General features: G+C 40.6%; 16 protein-coding genes and 1 other annotated feature. All 16 genes read right to left on the bottom strand.

Translation table 11 applies throughout. The features are described from left to right. Window positions 1–166: 166 nt before the first annotated feature. Window positions 167–2,923, bottom strand: a complete 2,757-nt coding sequence (gene ileS, locus JI666_RS01415) for an isoleucine--tRNA ligase (RefSeq protein WP_206888182.1) — start codon at window positions 2,921–2,923, stop codon at window positions 167–169. 75 nt (window positions 2,924–2,998) lie between these two features. After that, window positions 2,999–3,214, bottom strand: a binding site (T-box leader). A 74-nt stretch (window positions 3,215–3,288) separates the two neighbouring features. Next, window positions 3,289–3,804, bottom strand: coding sequence for a DivIVA domain-containing protein (locus JI666_RS01410; protein ID WP_206888179.1), 516 nt, complete (start codon window positions 3,802–3,804; stop codon window positions 3,289–3,291). An 88-nt stretch (window positions 3,805–3,892) separates the two neighbouring features. Continuing rightward, window positions 3,893–4,666 carry a YlmH family RNA-binding protein gene (locus tag JI666_RS01405; protein ID WP_206888176.1) on the bottom strand — a complete coding sequence of 258 codons (774 nt, stop codon included), beginning with the start codon at window positions 4,664–4,666 and terminating at the stop codon, window positions 3,893–3,895. Further along, the gene (locus tag JI666_RS01400; protein WP_136945591.1) at window positions 4,666–4,941 is read right to left on the bottom strand and encodes a YggT family protein; all 276 of its coding nucleotides are present in this window, start codon (window positions 4,939–4,941) and stop codon (window positions 4,666–4,668) included. The genes JI666_RS01405 and JI666_RS01400 overlap by 1 nt, the downstream gene beginning before the upstream one ends. Window positions 4,942–4,950: 9 nt before the next feature. Next, entirely contained in the window at window positions 4,951–5,385 is a 435-nt protein-coding gene (locus JI666_RS01395; RefSeq protein WP_206888174.1) for a cell division protein SepF, read from the bottom strand. Between the two features lie 27 nt (window positions 5,386–5,412). Continuing rightward, on the bottom strand, window positions 5,413–6,090 hold the full coding sequence (locus JI666_RS01390; RefSeq protein ID WP_206888171.1) for a YggS family pyridoxal phosphate-dependent enzyme: 678 nt from the start codon (window positions 6,088–6,090) through the stop codon (window positions 5,413–5,415). Window position 6,091: 1 nt separating this feature from the next. Continuing rightward, on the bottom strand, window positions 6,092–6,925 hold the full coding sequence (pgeF, locus tag JI666_RS01385) for a peptidoglycan editing factor PgeF (protein ID WP_349769290.1): 834 nt from the start codon (window positions 6,923–6,925) through the stop codon (window positions 6,092–6,094). 93 nt (window positions 6,926–7,018) lie between these two features. Beyond that, entirely contained in the window at window positions 7,019–7,288 is a 270-nt protein-coding gene (locus JI666_RS01380) for a YlmC/YmxH family sporulation protein (RefSeq protein WP_048309878.1), read from the bottom strand. Window positions 7,289–7,358: 70 nt separating this feature from the next. Beyond that, window positions 7,359–8,138, bottom strand: coding sequence for an RNA polymerase sporulation sigma factor SigG (gene sigG / locus JI666_RS01375; protein ID WP_048309880.1), 780 nt, complete (start codon window positions 8,136–8,138; stop codon window positions 7,359–7,361). Between the two features lie 83 nt (window positions 8,139–8,221). Continuing rightward, window positions 8,222–8,941 (bottom strand): RNA polymerase sporulation sigma factor SigE, encoded by a 720-nt coding sequence (gene sigE, locus JI666_RS01370; protein ID WP_206888168.1) that lies wholly within the window; start codon window positions 8,939–8,941, stop codon window positions 8,222–8,224. Between the two features lie 34 nt (window positions 8,942–8,975). Further along, on the bottom strand, window positions 8,976–9,893 hold the full coding sequence (gene spoIIGA / locus JI666_RS01365; RefSeq protein ID WP_206888165.1) for a sigma-E processing peptidase SpoIIGA: 918 nt from the start codon (window positions 9,891–9,893) through the stop codon (window positions 8,976–8,978). A 284-nt stretch (window positions 9,894–10,177) separates the two neighbouring features. Beyond that, window positions 10,178–11,095 (bottom strand): homoserine kinase, encoded by a 918-nt coding sequence (thrB, locus tag JI666_RS01360; RefSeq protein WP_206888162.1) that lies wholly within the window; start codon window positions 11,093–11,095, stop codon window positions 10,178–10,180. Next, window positions 11,092–12,150: a threonine synthase gene (gene thrC, locus JI666_RS01355; protein ID WP_206888158.1), complete on the bottom strand. Its 1,059-nt coding sequence runs from the start codon at window positions 12,148–12,150 to the stop codon at window positions 11,092–11,094. The genes thrB and thrC overlap by 4 nt, the downstream gene beginning before the upstream one ends. Continuing rightward, window positions 12,150–13,442, bottom strand: a complete 1,293-nt coding sequence (locus JI666_RS01350) for a homoserine dehydrogenase (RefSeq protein ID WP_206888154.1) — start codon at window positions 13,440–13,442, stop codon at window positions 12,150–12,152. Before JI666_RS01350 ends, thrC begins: the two co-directional genes overlap by 1 nt. Window positions 13,443–13,781: 339 nt before the next feature. Continuing rightward, complete coding sequence (gene ftsZ / locus JI666_RS01345; protein ID WP_206888152.1) at window positions 13,782–14,924, bottom strand: cell division protein FtsZ; 1,143 nt, start codon at window positions 14,922–14,924, stop codon at window positions 13,782–13,784. Window positions 14,925–14,954: 30 nt separating this feature from the next. Further along, entirely contained in the window at window positions 14,955–16,232 is a 1,278-nt protein-coding gene (gene ftsA / locus JI666_RS01340) for a cell division protein FtsA (protein WP_206888149.1), read from the bottom strand. Window positions 16,233–16,451 lie beyond the last annotated feature (219 nt).

The raw sequence follows: 16,451 nt of genomic DNA, 5'->3' as shown, positions 1-16,451 counted from the left end.
GCTCCTCCGATCAAATGTTACTTCCTATGAAAGTTTAGCACAGCTTCCCTCAGCAGACAATCCAAACTCAATCTTCGTCATGAAACTGTTTGGAAATGAAGCCCCTTCATTATACATAGAGCAGCAAAAAAGACGCTTTGCGAGGCAAAGCGTCTCCTTCTTCTACTTAATAATAATTTTTAACCGTTTCAGCACAGCTCGCGCAAAGGGTTGGGTAGTCAGAATCTTTCCCAACGTCTTTCTTCACTTGCCAGCAACGTTCACAAGTTTCACCTTCAGCAGGGGAAACAAAGATCGCTAGCTCATCATAGATTTTCGCTTCTTCTGGAGCATCTGCCTTCGTTCCAGCTACAGATGCTGCTGAAACAATAAACAGCTTCTCTAGATTACCAATGCCTTCAAGCAATTCTTTCGTGCCTTGCTCTGCATAGATGTGAAGTTGTGCAGTAAGGGACTTACCGATTTTCTTCTCATTACGAGCTTCTTCAAGAGCTTTAAGAACTTCATCACGAAGGTCCATCACATGATCCCATTTCTGCTCAAGATCTGATGTACCTTCAAAGTTCCTAACTTCAGGCATATCGGAAAGCTGAACATATTCTTCCTTCTCACCAGGAACGAACTGCCATACTTCCTCAGCCGTATGAGGAATGATTGGCGAAAGAAGCTTTGTAAGAGCAACAGCCGTTTGATAAAGAACAGTCTGGATTGCTCGACGCTTAGGATGATCTTCATGTTCGATATAAAGCGTATCCTTCGCAATATCAAGATAGAATGAACTCATCTCTGTTGTAAAGAAGTTATGAATTGTATTGTATACTGTTAAGAATTGGTACTCATCATACGCTTTCTTCACTTTGGCAATTAAGTTATTAAGCTTTACAAGCATATATTGATCAAGTTCACCTAGCTCCTCATATGCAACTTGATGCTGAGTTGGATCGAACCCTTCCAGATTTCCAAGCATAAATCGGAATGTGTTACGAATTTTACGGTATACTTCAGCAACCTGTTTCAAGATATCATCCGACACGCGAACGTCAGCTTGATAGTCAGCTGATGATACCCATAGACGAAGGATATCTGCGCCAAGCTGTTTCATGACATCGTTTGGCACCATTGTGTTACCAAGCGACTTACTCATCTTTTTACCTTCACCGTCAAGGATAAATCCATGACTTAAAACTGCTTTGTATGGTGCTTTACCGGTCACAGCAACAGCTGTCGAAAGAGACGAGTTAAACCAACCACGATACTGATCAGATCCTTCAAGGTACAAATCAGCTGGACGAGCTAGATCATCACGCTCTTCAAGAACAGCCTGGTGAGAGGAACCGGAATCAAACCAAACATCCATAATGTCCATTTCTTTACGGAACTCTCCATTTGGACTGTGCTCTGAAGTAAACCCTTCTGGGAGAAGATCTTTTGCATCCCATTCAAACCAGATGTTAGAGCCATGTTTGCGGAACAGTTCAGATACATGAGCAATCGTTTCATCTGTAATAATTGGCTCGTTATTCTCACCGTAGAACACCGGAATCGGAACACCCCATGCACGCTGACGCGAAATACACCAGTCTTCTCGATCTTTAACCATATTATGAAGACGAATTTCACCCCATGTTGGGAACCACTTTACATCGGCAACAGCTTGAAGGAGTTCAGGCCGGAATTCTTTAATAGAAGCAAACCACTGCTCTGTCGCACGGAAAATAATTGGCTTCTTCGTACGCCAGTCATGCGGATACGAGTGTGTGAAGAACGTGAGCTTAACGAGCGCACCAACTTCTTCAAGTTTCTCTGTAATTGGCTTATTCGCTTTATCGTAGAACATTCCTTCAAATCCAGGTGCTTCCTCTGTAAATACACCCTTCTCATCTACAGGGCAAAGGATATCAAGCTTATACTTTCGTCCGATCATGTAGTCATCTTCACCATGTCCTGGCGCTGTATGAACACATCCTGTACCTGCATCAAGCGTAACATGGTCACCAAGGATAACGAGAGACTCGCGATCATAAATTGGATGCTGAGCCGTTACATACTCAAGCTCGCTCCCTTTCACACGTTTAAGCTCATTAACACTGCTCCACTCAAACTCTTCCTTTAATTGATCAACAAGCTCTGTTGCAACAACATACTTCTGGCCATCCGCTTCAACAACGCTGTATTCAAATTTCTCGTTAAGGGCAATTGCAAGGTTTGATGGAATCGTCCATGGTGTTGTTGTCCAGATGATAAATTTCTCATCACCTTCAAGTACACCCTTCCCATCTTTTACGTCAAATGCAACATAGATGGAAGGAGAGCGCTTATCCTGATATTCGATCTCTGCTTCTGCTAAAGCAGATTCTGAAGTAGGAGACCAGTAAACGGTTTTCTTATCTTTGTAGATATATCCTCGTTTAGCCATCTCACCAAACACTTTAATTTGCTGTGCTTCATAACCTTTATCAAGCGTAATGTATGGATTATCCCAATCTCCTCTTACTCCAAGACGCTTGAATTGCTCGCGCTGGCGATCAACTTGCTTTAGTGCATATTCTTCACATTTCTTTCTGAACTCAGCAACGGTTAATTTTTTGCGATCAACGCCTTTTTTTGTTAGTGCCTGTTCAATTGGAAGACCATGCGTATCCCATCCTGGTACATACGGCGCATTGAAGCCATTCATTGATTTGTAACGAACAATAATGTCTTTCAGAACTTTATTCTCCGCATGTCCCATATGAATATCGCCGTTAGCATATGGAGGGCCATCGTGTAGAACGAAAAGAGGGCGGTCCTTCGTTCTATCCTGTACCTTTCCATAAAGGTTGATGCTTTCCCATTCTTTCTGCATATCAGGTTCTTTATTAGGTAAATTCCCTCTCATTGGGAATTTCGTTTTTGGCATTAAGAGCGTTTCTTTAAAGCTCATGGGGTCTCCTCCTTCAAATTATAACGATGTGTCTAAAAGATAAGAAAGCAATAAAAAAAACCTTCTCATCCCTCTAAAAGGGACGAGAAGGTTTTTCCCGTGGTACCACCCAACTTAAGCGCACAATGCGCTCACTTTGCATTCGTAACGTGAATGATTCGCCGGGGCTTACTTATCGTTCAGCACGGGACTCAGGGGCGATCTTCTCTGATTGCTTAACACCAGGCTCACACCATCCCCAGCTCGCTTTGTTAAGTAAGAATCAGATACTCTTCCCTTCTTAGTCGATCGTTATTGATATTAATCAAAGTATAGTGTAAATAAAATTAAGAAGTCAAGGAAATGACGAATAAAATATAATTGCCTTATGCTTTTTCTTCGATTTGTTCCTGCTGTTGTTCTTCTTCTTCTTCATCGAAACGAGCAACTAGCCCATCCCAATCTTCATTGTTTAGCATTTCAAGCTGCGCTTCAACAAGCATACGAAAACGAGTGCGATAAACAGCAGCTTGCTTCTTTAGTTCTTCATTATCCATTGAAATCTTTCGTGCTTTAGCAAGTGAATCATTGATAATTCGATCAGCGTTCTTTTCCGCTTCTTTCACAATCAAACGTGATTCTTTCTTCGCATTTTGTCTCACTTCTTCAGCTGTTTCCTGTGCTACAAGAATCGACTTATTCAATGTTTCCTCAAGATTAGAAAAATGGCCAAGTCTTTCTTCGAGAAGCTTCACTCTCTCATTAAGCTCTTTCTTTTCTCTAATAACAGTTTCGTAATCTTTAATTACCTGATCCAAGAATTCATTAACTTCATCTTCATCATAACCGCGGAATCCGCGAGTAAACTCTTTGTTATGAATATCTAATGGTGTTAAAGGCAATTCAGCCACCTCCGATTTACTCTCATTCATATGTCCGGCTTAAACGTATTTCGACAATCAGTTGGAAATTCCTTTTAATTATGACAGATTATTTTCGTATATGATAAGTTATTCGCCATTTATCTCGCTTTGTTTTACCATCAATTGAAATAATCTTACTTCTTCCAAAGCTTCTAAGAGATAAATAGTCTCCAGCAGCAACTTCTGAAGAAGGCTGAGAAATTACTTTCCAATTTAGTTTAGCTCGATCGTGTTCAATCATGGTGGACACTTTTGATCTAGAAAGGTTGTACACTTCCGCAAGAACGGTATCCAATCGAAGACTCGACACCGTTCCAGTTTGCTCTTCCCATTCCGCTTTAAAAACACGTAATGTTGATAATGCTATTTCTTCAGGTGAAATAGATGCCTTTCCTGCCTGAGTTAAGTTCATTTTCACAAAATCCGCTATCTCTTTCGCGACAATTAATTGAGCACTACTTTCTTGTACGATAATGTCCCCAAATTTATCACGTTTCAATCCAAGTCCCATCATAGCACCCAGCAAATCTGGGTGAGATAGGGAAACAAACTTAGCTGGATATGTAATTTCAAAAGCGGTCAACTCAAAATCAACAGGTGAAACTTCTATGTATGGAGGAACGAGCAATGCACGCTTTCGCTCTGTTCCTTCCACCCCTCCAGAGAAAGATACACCTATGTCTGGATGGTTCCCTATAATTTGTTTAATCATATCCTGCTCTCGTGGATCGAGAAAATCCGTCAGTTTAGGTGTATATCTTTCTTGGACTTCATCTTGCCATTGCAAGACACGGTCAACGAACGTCCGTTCTTCGGGACGAAAATGATCATATATGGACATTAGCCTATCATACTAAAGAGAGCGTAAATACCATATTGAACGAATTGGAGCGCAAAAATTGCAACGATTGGAGAAATGTCTAACATGCCACCAATTGGCGGGATAAACTTTCGAAACGGTGCGAGATATGGTTCTGCAATAGATGCGATCATCTGACCTATCGTAGATTCTCTAGCATTAGGAATCCAAGACATGAAGATATAAATGATCAGAATCCACGTATAAATTTGTACTGCTGAAACTAAAATTGAAGCAATGTTCAAATCGTTCACCATCCTTATTGACTAATCTTCATAAATTTCATCGGTAATATTACCAGAGATCTCAACGTTATCCGGCGTACATAAAAACGTTTCCGGACCGAGTTTCTGAATATCACCACCAACTGCATAAACGGTACCACTTAGAAAATCCACAATTCTTCTAGCTTGATCGTTTGGAATGCGTTGAAGGTTCATGACAACAGATTTTCTATTTTTGACGTGATCGGCAATATCCTGAGCTTCAGCATACACTCTTGGTTCAACCAGTACAACTCTTGAGTTCTTTTGAACGCTTTGGAGACTTACAACATTTTGCTTGTTTTGTTTGCGGTTAGTCCTGCTTAATTCAGCAGGCTCCTCTTCTTCAACATATTCATCTTGCTCATATTGCTCACCTAATTCTATGGTTTCATCGTCAAGTTCAAAGAACTGTTTGAATTTCGTTTTGATGCCCAATTCCCTGCACCTCCTGGCAAGCTTATTTTATTTTTCATTACCTACTAGTGATGATCCTATTCGAACAAATGTTGCACCTTCTTCAACAGCGATCGCATAGTCATTAGACATGCCCATCGAAAGTTCTCTGCACGGTGCATGATCTAATGAGAGATCTTGTACAGTTTCACTAAGGGTACGAAGTGTCTTGAAAACATTACGAATTTCCTCACTGTTTTCCGTGTTTGGTGCCATAGCCATTAAACCAACAACCTTTATCATAGGAAAATCCTTCATAGACTCTATAAACGGAATCGTTTCATCAGGTGATAATCCATGCTTTGACTCTTCACCGGAAACGTTAACCTGTACGAAACAGTTTACTTCTCGCTCTGTTCTTTTGTTTATTTCTTTCGCAAGTGAACGGCGGTCAAGTGAATGAATGTAATCAACATGTTCAATAATCTCTTTCACTTTACGAGATTGCAGAGTACCAATGAAATGCCAAGAAGGGTCAGTTCCTAATGCATTTACTTTCTCTAAAAGCCCTTCGTCACGACTCTCTCCAAAGTTCGTGACTCCAGCATCCAGCGCTTCCTTTGTTCGTTCAACGCTCACATATTTTGTGACTGCAATAACTTTCACTTCTTTTGATTCACGCGATGATCGTTCACAAGCTTCGTTAATAGTGCGTGTAATCGTTTCTAAATTCGCTCTTACATTCACGTTAATGCCATACCTCCTCAAGTCCTATGTATCCCATCATTCTACCAGTTTTGCCATTCTCACTACGGTGTGAGAAAAACAAATTGCTGCAGCTTGTACAATATTGACTAACGACTATGTGGTATTCTTTTATGCCAGACTTGAGAAGAAGCTCTTTATTAACTTTCTTTAAATCAAGCTGATATTTACCATTTTCTTTTTCATCAAAAAGACCCTTTGAGTTGCCAGTAACCTTACTGACTTCATTGATTACACCTTCATCTACTTCGTAACAGCATTTCCCTATTGAAGGACCAATTGCAACTTGAATATTCTCATTCTTAATTCCATCCTCATTCCAGGCACTAATCATCTCTCCTGCAATATTCTTCGTGGTGCCTTTCCACCCTGCGTGGGCTATTCCAACTCTTCCTACTTCAGGTGCATAGAAGTATAGTGGAACACAGTCTGCATATAGTGCTGTTAAGAGAATGTCTTTTTCATCTGTATATAATCCATCTACTTGGCTAATCGCATCTTTATGACTTCTTGTACCCCTGCCTTTTTCATTCAAAGTCACTCTTGCTAGTGCGGCACCATGAATTTGTTCACCAACAACCCATTGTTCGAGAGGTATTCCTACATCATCCGCAAGCTTATTACGGTTTGCTAGAACGTTGTTAGCGTGATCTGGTACATGGAAGCCGAGATTCAAGCTAGAAAACGGAGCCTGGCTAACTCCGTTTCTACGGGTAGTAAAGCCTGCTTTTAGCTTGCTTCCCCGCTCAGCTTGATCTGGAAATTCAAGTGCCAGTGATGTTATAGCAGTTGTCTGTTGAAACGGTTCTTTCGCCACAATTACACCCCTTTATTGCCTGAACAAGTTTATACCTTATTTTATCATAATTTGTTGAAGCAAAGGGGTATAGATTGCTAGATCTTTCCTCTCTTATGATTCTTTTTGGTACGGTTCACCATCAGACGTATCCTGATGCCTGACCAAAATTACATCAGAACCGATTTTCACGATGTTACGCCAGGGGATAACGACGTCACTTTCCCGTGCGAATAAGCCCATCATCTTTCCGGGTCCTGGGATCACAATCGCTTCTATTTTTCCAGTCGTTAAGTTAATTTCTAAATCAGCGATGTGCCCAAGTTTTCTTCCATTCGATACGTTCACAACATCTTTTACTTGAAATTCAGAAATTTTTATCATCACGCACCCACCTTTCATCTCATTATATGAAAAGCAGGCAAAAGAAAAGACCTGTTTCACAGGTCTCATTCTAACTTTGAATATTTTTGTTCATTTGATGGATGGCCGCTTTTTCGAGACGAGACACTTGAGCTTGCGAAATTCCAATCTCATCTGCTACTTCCATCTGTGTTTTTCCTTGGAAGAATCTCATTTGAAGAATCATATTTTCTCGTTGATTCAATCGCGTCATTGCTTCTTTTAAAGCAATATCCTCTAACCACTGAATATCTTTTTGTTTATCGTCACTGATTTGGTCCATTACAAAGATAGGATCACCGCCATCGTTGTAAATAGGTTCAAAAAGTGAAACTGGGTCCTGAATCGCATCGAGTGCAAACACAACTTCTTCTTTTGTTACACCCAACTCTTTTGCAATCTCAGTTGGGTTTGGTTCTCTTGAATTCTTCGTCATTAATTTATCTCTGATCTGGAGAGACTTATAAGCGATATCGCGTAATGATCGAGATACTCTAATCGGATTATTATCACGCAAATATCGTCTGATTTCACCGATAATCATCGGCACCGCATAAGTAGAGAATTTCACGTTTTGCCCTAAATCAAAGTTATCTATGGATTTCATCAGGCCGATACAACCAACCTGAAAAAGGTCATCCACATATTCTCCTCGATTGTTAAACCGCTGAATGACGCTTAGAACAAGGCGTAAATTGCCATTCACAAGTTCTTCACGTGCAGAGATATCCCCTTCCTGCATCTGTCTAAAAAGAATTCTCATTTTCTCATTTTTTAGAACTGGAAGTTTGGATGTATCTACTCCACAAATCTCAACTTTGTTTCGTGTCAACTCATTCCCTCCTCATCGGAGATGCTGTCAAAGTAAAGTATCTCCGCGAGTGGGAATTTTATGCATATGTCATGTTAGAATGCTTACACCATTTTGTTAAATTCTTTTCGAAGCCTTTTAATAATGCGTTTTTCAAGCCTTGAAATATAGGATTGAGAAATCCCAAGTAAATCCGCTACATCTTTTTGAGTCTTCTCTTCTTCACCTGCTAACCCAAACCTTAGCTCCATAATTTGCTTTTCTCTTGGATTCAGTGTTTCAAGTGCTTTTACAAGGAGGCGTCGATCCACCCGAGCTTCAATCCCTCTTGTAATAATATCTTCATCTGTCCCAAGTACATCAGATAATAAAAGTTCATTGCCATCCCAATCAACATTAAGTGGTTCATCAAATGAAACTTCTGATCGGATTTTATTATTCCTCCGAAGAAACATAAGAATTTCATTCTCTATACAGCGCGAAGCATAAGTTGCAAGTTTAATCTTCTTTTCTGGATTGAAGGTATTCACTGCTTTAATTAAACCGATTGTACCAATGCTAATCAAATCCTCGATATTAATCCCCGTATTCTCAAACTTCCTAGCAATGTAAACAACAAGACGCAGATTTCGTTCAATTAAGATGGATCTAGCGGCCTTGTCGCCTTTTGGAAGTTGAATTAATAGATGCGCCTCTTCATCTTTCGAGAGAGGAGGAGGGAGCGCTTCGCTTCCTCCTATGTAATAAATTTCGTCTGGCTTAATTCCAAGTCTCATTAATAATCGTTGCCACAAAAGCACAAGTTTAATTCTCATTTTCCCCATCCATAATTCCTCCCTGATTGTCTTTTTTTCACTTCTAAGACGCAGTGGCTTTATGTCCTGTCAACATTTTCGGATGAAGGATACAGCTATACTCTTTTTCGCCAGAAATGGTGTGAAAGCTTAGACCAACAAGAACTTTCTTTACAGTAATGGCATGATCGTCCATGGAAATAATCACTTCATCCGGCTTTATGGCACATAAGAATTGATGATCTTGTCCGACAGCACGGAACGGGACAATTCTAAGTCTATGTTCCCATTTATCCACTTCTCCTTCTTCTTGAAAGTCGGTTACGTTCTTAGCCTTTTCAATAAAAGATGTTGGAAATTGTTCTGCATGGACTGTCATATCTAGAATCATCACTGGAGAACCGCTCAATGGATCTTGTAATTGGTTTCCACTATCAATGAGTGCAACCGCTGTAATCGTTTGGTCATCAATATGAATGACCACATTCGCTAGTTGATCGTAATGAATCTTTGTCGTTTCAAGCTTGTCAATTCTTTTCTTTGAGAACCACCAGATCGAAGGAAATCCAATTAAAACAAAAAGCCAGCTAACCGGATCCCCAAATCCGGTCCCTTGTGTAGCAACTGCACCGTTATAGACAGTTACTTCTTGTTGCAGAAAATAATGGGCACCCATCATTCCTCCACCAATCATAAACGTTACAAAATAGAACAGCAGCCAGCATTGAAAAAAACTACGAAATCTGTTGAATCCAAATGTTACACTTACAATGACAAGAGAATACAACAATTTAATCATTGGATTTACCATGAAAGTGAGCCCTGGAATAAACAGAAATACAACATAAAAGGAAGCAATAAGTGCACCGATCGCAAGTCGTCTTTTCTTAACTTGTCGCTTTAGGAGTAAAGCCGTTAGTGCGAGTAGCATGTAATCAAAGCAAAAATTCAACAGCCAGATCACATCCAAGTATACTGCCACCGGTTGCCTCCCCCCTTGCGATTTTGATTCTTAGTATAGACTATATTGCATTGAAAAACTGTCAGATTGTGCAGCTTAGACCGAGGTTATTTTGGATAAATATCACTAGTTTTGTCATGCGTCATTATTTAAATTTAAGGCTATGTTAGTTCATATTGTTGATTTCTCGATTTTTGGCTCATTGGAGTGAAACCTCTGTTTCACTCCAATGAGCCAAAAATCAACACTGTTCATTAACATAGCCAAAGTAAATAAAAGCCGTCCATGTTTGGACGGCTTCTTAACTATTGATTTTGAAAAGCACAGTTGGATCTTTCTACCCCACCGACAGAGGGTAATAAAACTTCACAGCGGTACGTAGGAAATGCTTCTTCCAATTTTAGACGAAGCTCCTTGGATGTTCCCACTCCAGTAAAAACAATCAAAGTGGGACCTGCACCGCTCAATGCTACTCCAAACGCTCCGAATTGTGTTGCATAGTTCCTTACATAAGCTAAATCAGGAACGAGATGTTGACGATATGGTTCATGAAATCGATCATATTTCATTAATTTGCCCGCAAGCTTCCAATTGTTCTGCAAAGCGGCTGCAACAAAGACATTCGCAACGCTACTCGCTTCAACAGCTTCTTGATATGGCAAGTGATCTGGAAGCACAGAGCGAGAATCTGTGGTTTTTAACTTATGTGACGGAATGAGGGCAATCATCTCTAGGTTCTCAACTTGACTCGATATTGCCCCTAACTCTTTTTGGCCTGAAGCAATAACAAGTCCACCATAAAGCGATGCTGCAACATTGTCTGCATGACCTTCGAACTCCGTTGCGATATGAACCTTCTCATCAAGACTTAAACCTAAATCCATCGTGTAGTCTGCTATCTCAACCGCCGCGACAATCGCTGCAGCACTGCTTCCTAGCCCCCTCTCAAGAGGAAGCTCACTTTCCATTGTTACAGTATGTGGTTTCGCATAATTGCCATTGCCATACTTCTCTTCAATATATTCAATCGCTTGATAAACCATATTTTCTTTACCTGAAGGAAAAGTTTCGTCAAAACCAATGTAATGGAACGACCAATCTGTTGAAGGTTCAAGTTGAACATGGAGGTATCGATTTATTGCTAGACCTATTGAATCAAATCCCGGGCCAAGATTTGAAGTACTTCCCGGAATTTTTAAATGAATCCGTTCTTCTTGACTCAATGGCTAACACATCCCTTTAACTCTTCCATAAACTTTTCCTTGTCTGCTGCTACAACGCGCGGTTTCGCCATGACGTTATCCATTGCTGTTGCTGGATCTTTTAATCCATTTCCAGTTAAAACAGCAACAACGCTACTTCCTTTTTCAATTTCTCCTGAAGCCACCTGTTTCATCACGCCAGCCACTGAAGCACATGAAGCTGGTTCAGCAAAAACACCTTCTTTTTTTGCGAGTTCCTGATAGGCAACTAGAATTTCTTCATCTGTCACACTATCCATTTTTCCAAGTGACTCAAGAACAGCTTCTTCAGCGAGATGCCAACTTGCAGGATTACCAATTCGTATTGCAGTTGCAATCGTTTCGGGATTGGGGATGATTCTTTTTTGTACGATCGCTGCAGAACCTTCTGCTTCAAACCCACGCATTTGTGGTCGTTCTCCTTCGTTTAGATACTCTTTAAACCCTTTCCAGTAAGCTGAAATATTCCCTGCATTTCCGACAGGGATAGCGAGCACATCCGGTGCTTTCCCAAGCTGATCGCACACTTCAAATGCTGCTGTCTTCTGCCCTTCAAGTCGATAGGGATTTACAGAATTCACAAGTGCGATTGGTTCAGTTTCCGCAATATCTCGAACCATTCTGAGCGCTTCATCGAAGTTCCCGTCAATTTCAAAGATTTCTGCACCGTAAATCATGGCCTGAGCAAGCTTTCCTAGCGCTACTTTTCCCTTTGGAATGACTATGATACACCTCAAGCCCGCTCTTGCTCCATAAGCCGCTGCTGCTGCTGCTGTGTTTCCTGTTGAGGCACAGATGATCGCATCACTTCCATCTTCTTTCGCTTTCGCTACAGCCATGACCATGCCTCTATCTTTGAAAGAACCAGTTGGATTTGCTCCTTCAATCTTCACGTATAAGGAAATACCGAGCTCAAGAGAGAGTTGATCTAGTTTCAGGAGAGGGGTATTCCCCTCATTTAAACTAAGTGCTGGTGTGTCTTCACTTATTGGTAAAAAATCTTTGTATTGTTTCAGAAGCCCATTCCAGCTATTCATTACATTCCCTCCACGCGGTAGCGACTTTTCACTTCTACAACAACATCAAGATCTCTCAATCGATTATGAACATCCTCAAAAGCTTTTTGATTGGTTTCATGGGTGATGATGACCAATTCAGCTGTTCCATTGTTCACAACAGGCTCCTGAATAAGTTTCTCTAAACTTAACCCACGATCTTGAAAGAGATGTGAAATCTTTGAAAAAGCACCTGGTTCATCTTTAACAATCAGTCTAATGAAGTGTTTACTCTTGATATCTTCATCTTCTTTCAACTTACGTTCATGCTGAGGCAGGATGACACTTTTTCCGTTGACTCCAAGTCTCATATTTTTAATAACAGCTACAAGGTCAGATACAACGGCGGTTGCTGTTGGTAGCTGTCCTGCACCAGGGCCATAAAACATCGTCTCCCCTACTGCCTCGCCGTAAACATAAACTGCATTATATTCATCATTAACGGATGCTAAAGGATGTCGTGATGGAAGTAATGTTGGTTGAACAGATAGCTCAATTGATCCATTCGTAGAGCTTGCAATCCCTAGAAGTTTAATTGTATATCCTAGCTTTTTACTGTAGGCAATATCATCTTCATCGACGCGTGTAATGCCTTCTACTTTTACATCATCAAGGCCTACTTTCATCGAAAAACCTAGTGTGCCAAGGATAACCATTTTTCTAGCTGCGTCCAGTCCCTCCACATCTGCTGTAGGATCTGCTTCAGCAAAGCCAAGATCTTGCGCTTCTTTCAATACACTCTCATAAGGTACGTTGTTTTTTGTCATCTTTGTGAGAATATAATTTGTTGTTCCGTTTACAATCCCCATGAGCTTCGTAATCCGATCGGAAGATAAACCTTCTACTAAACTTCTAAGTATCGGGATCCCACCGGCTACACTAGCTTCATAGAATAAATCGCTCTCATTCTCAACAGCTGCTGTCAATAACTCTCTTCCGTGAATTGCCATTAAATCTTTATTAGCAGTAACAACATGTTTATGATTATTGAGTGAAGCAAGAATAAATTCCTTAGCCTGATCAATTCCCCCAATGACCTCAATGACTACATCTACATCTGGATTGTTAATCACTTCATCAGGATTTTGAGTAAGCACACTATCATCTAGGTCAACGCTACGATCCTTATCCATATCTCTTACAAGTACTTTTGCCACTTTAACCTGGCACCCAACTCGTTGCTGCAGTTCTTTTTGGTGAGAATCAATCATATGTACCACACCGCTTCCAACTGTCCCTAGCCCTAACAATCCAACTGATACGCAATCCTTCATATATTCTCCACTCCTTTGTCCTTCTGACGAGGACACTTGTTTTTATATAATGGACATTATACGTGTGATAGGAGAGGAACACAACACCGTTTTCAGAAAAAAAGGAATTTATTTTCTTTTTATCAAGGTTCTGTTCGTAAACATTGTTGCTAGGTGGTTAATTCCCGCTCCAGGATGCTCGCTTTCCGTGGGGGCGAGCGGTGAGCCTCCTTCTGCTCCAATCAGCGAAGTGTGGATTTTTTAATTCAATAATTTTTCATAAAGTGACAATCTTTTAGAACAGAGATTTTTTCTAAGACAAATAAAAAACCAGCTCTAAAAAAGAGCTGGTTTACTACTTTATCGTCTATTGCGTTTACGATTACGAAGGAAAGTAGGAATATCCAATGTATCATTCGATTCATCTACACGAGAACCGAATTTAGATGGTTCTGGCTGCACTTCTTCTTCTTCTTGCTTGGATTGCTGTATCGGAGCAGTTTGCTTCGATTGAGAAGAAGGACGAGGTGCGGTTTTCTTTTTATTTTCACTTTCATCAAATCCTGTAGCAATGACAGTGACAAGAATTTCATCTTTCAAATCTTCATTGATAACAGAACCGAAAATCATGTTAACATTTTCATCTGACGCCGATGAAACGATGTCTGCTGCTTCATTTACCTCATAAAGACTAAGGTTAGATCCTCCAGTAATGTTCATCAGAACACCCTTGGCACCATCAATTGAAGTCTCGAGTAACGGACTTGAAATAGCTTTCTTAGCAGCCTCAGATGCACGATTCTCACCTGTTGCAATTCCGATACCCATTAGTGCAGAACCACGTTCAGTCATAATGGTTTTAACATCGGCAAAGTCAAGGTTAATTAACCCTGGTACTGCAATCAAATCTGAGATACCCTGGACACCCTGACGAAGAACGTTATCCGCTTCGCGGAACGCCTCAAGCATAGGTGTATTTTTATCAACAATTTCAAGCAAGCGATCGTTAGGAATAACAATCAATGTATCCACTTTTTCTTTAAGCATAGCAATACCTGTTACAGCTTGCGTTGAACGCTTTTTACCCTCAAATGTAAATGGACGTGTTACTACTCCAACTGTAAGTGCACCAAGTTCTTTGGCAATTTCAGCAATAACAGGAGCTGCTCCAGTTCCTGTTCCGCCTCCCATACCTGCTGTTACAAAGACCATATCTGCACCGCTTAGCGCTTCTTGAATCTGTTCTTTGCTTTCTTCAGCTGCTTTCTTACCAATCTCCGGATTAGCTCCAGCTCCAAGACCTCTTGTTAATTTACCACCAATTTGCATTTTCACTTCAGCTTTAGCAAGGTTTAATGCTTGTGCATCCGTATTAACAGCGATAAATTCTACACCTTGTACACCATTCTCAATCATTCGATTAACGGCGTTGCTTCCGCCACCTCCAACACCGATTACTTTTATTTGCGCTAGTTGTTCCATATTCATATCAAACTCTAACATCTTAGGTCCTCCTAATCTTGTAATAGCCCTTTATTCAACAAATAGATTAAAGAAATTCTTCACTTTCTCTTTCATGCCTGGTGAAGATTTCTCACCTGGTTGAGGTTCGGCTTTTGTTCTACGCTTGGGCTTCACTTCATCTTCAGGGTTAAGTGATGCTGCTACTTCTTTCCCCTGAATTTTCACATTTTTATACGTGAATTGGATAAGACCAATGCCTGTTGTATATTGCGGTTCGCGTACGCCGATATAGTCAGGGACAGCAACACGTACATTGTGCTGCAGAACATCACGGGCAAGCTCTAGTACACCATCCATTCCAACCATACCTCCGGTTAGAACAAAACCGCCTGGCAGTTCACGAATTCCCATTCGCTTAATTTCGTCTTCTATCAATTCTAACATCTCTTCAAGCCGAGGTTCTATAATATGAGATAATTCGTACTGATTAAATTCTTGTTCAGCCGAACTCCCTATAGTCGATACTGTAAAAGCTTCCTCTTCTGAAGCAAGATCAACGAAGGCATTACCGTGCTTAATCTTAATTCGCTCAGCTTCTTCAGTCGTTGTTCTTAGACCAATCGATATATCTTTTGTTACATGGTCGCCACCAATTTGTAGAACTGATGTAGCTTTTAATGAGCCTTCTTCAAAGATTGAAATAGTTGTAGAACCAGCTCCCATGTTAACAAGAGCCACACCAAGATTACGCTCATCTTTGGAAAGGGCCATTGCTCCACACGCAAGCGGTTGAAGACAAATATCAGCAATCTCAAGCCCCGCTTTTTCAACGCATCTTAACAAATTATGTAATACCGTTTTGGAACCAGTAATGATTGTTCCTTCCATTTCAAGGCGGACCCCAATCATGCCACGTGGATCTGTTATGTCATCTAAGCCATCGACAACGAATTGTCCCGGAATTACGTCAATAATTTCTCGCTCAGGAGGGATAGAAACAACTTGTGCTGCGTCAATTACTCTAGCAATATCTTCATCGTGAATTTCACGGTCTTCACTCGATACAGCGACTACCCCATGACAAGGCTGAAGCTGAACATGATTGCCGTTAATTCCTACAATCACAGAACGAACTGATAAACCTACCATTCTTTCTGCGTTTTCTACTGCCTGTTTAATTGAACGAACAGTTTCATCTATATCCACAATTGATCCTTTGCGAATTCCATCAGAAGGCGCACTGCCGACTCCTAGTATATTCAATGAATCGTTTGTCATCTGACCAATGATTACTTTCACATTGGATGTACCGATGTCTAGACTCACATATATCTCATTGCTGTTCATTCTCCTGGCACCTCCTTCAAAATACTACCATATTCAGGTATTTGTAATTTCTTTATATTAGGGTTGAAAAAATGTCCAACACCTTTATATACACAACAACCAACAGAACTAAACTTCCTCAAGGTTGATTTATCTAACTCCCGGGAAGAATGTGATATAAGGACTCTATTCCACAAATGCGTTAATTTCCCTTCTTTTGCACAAGATTTTCTTGATTTT

Origin of the sequence: Bacillus sp. NTK071 (assembly GCF_017303315.1) — a bacterium.
GTDB lineage: Bacteria > Bacillota > Bacilli > Bacillales > Guptibacillaceae > Guptibacillus.
Note: the sequence above shows the minus strand (reverse complement) of the source record. Positions and strands in the feature narration are given on the sequence as shown.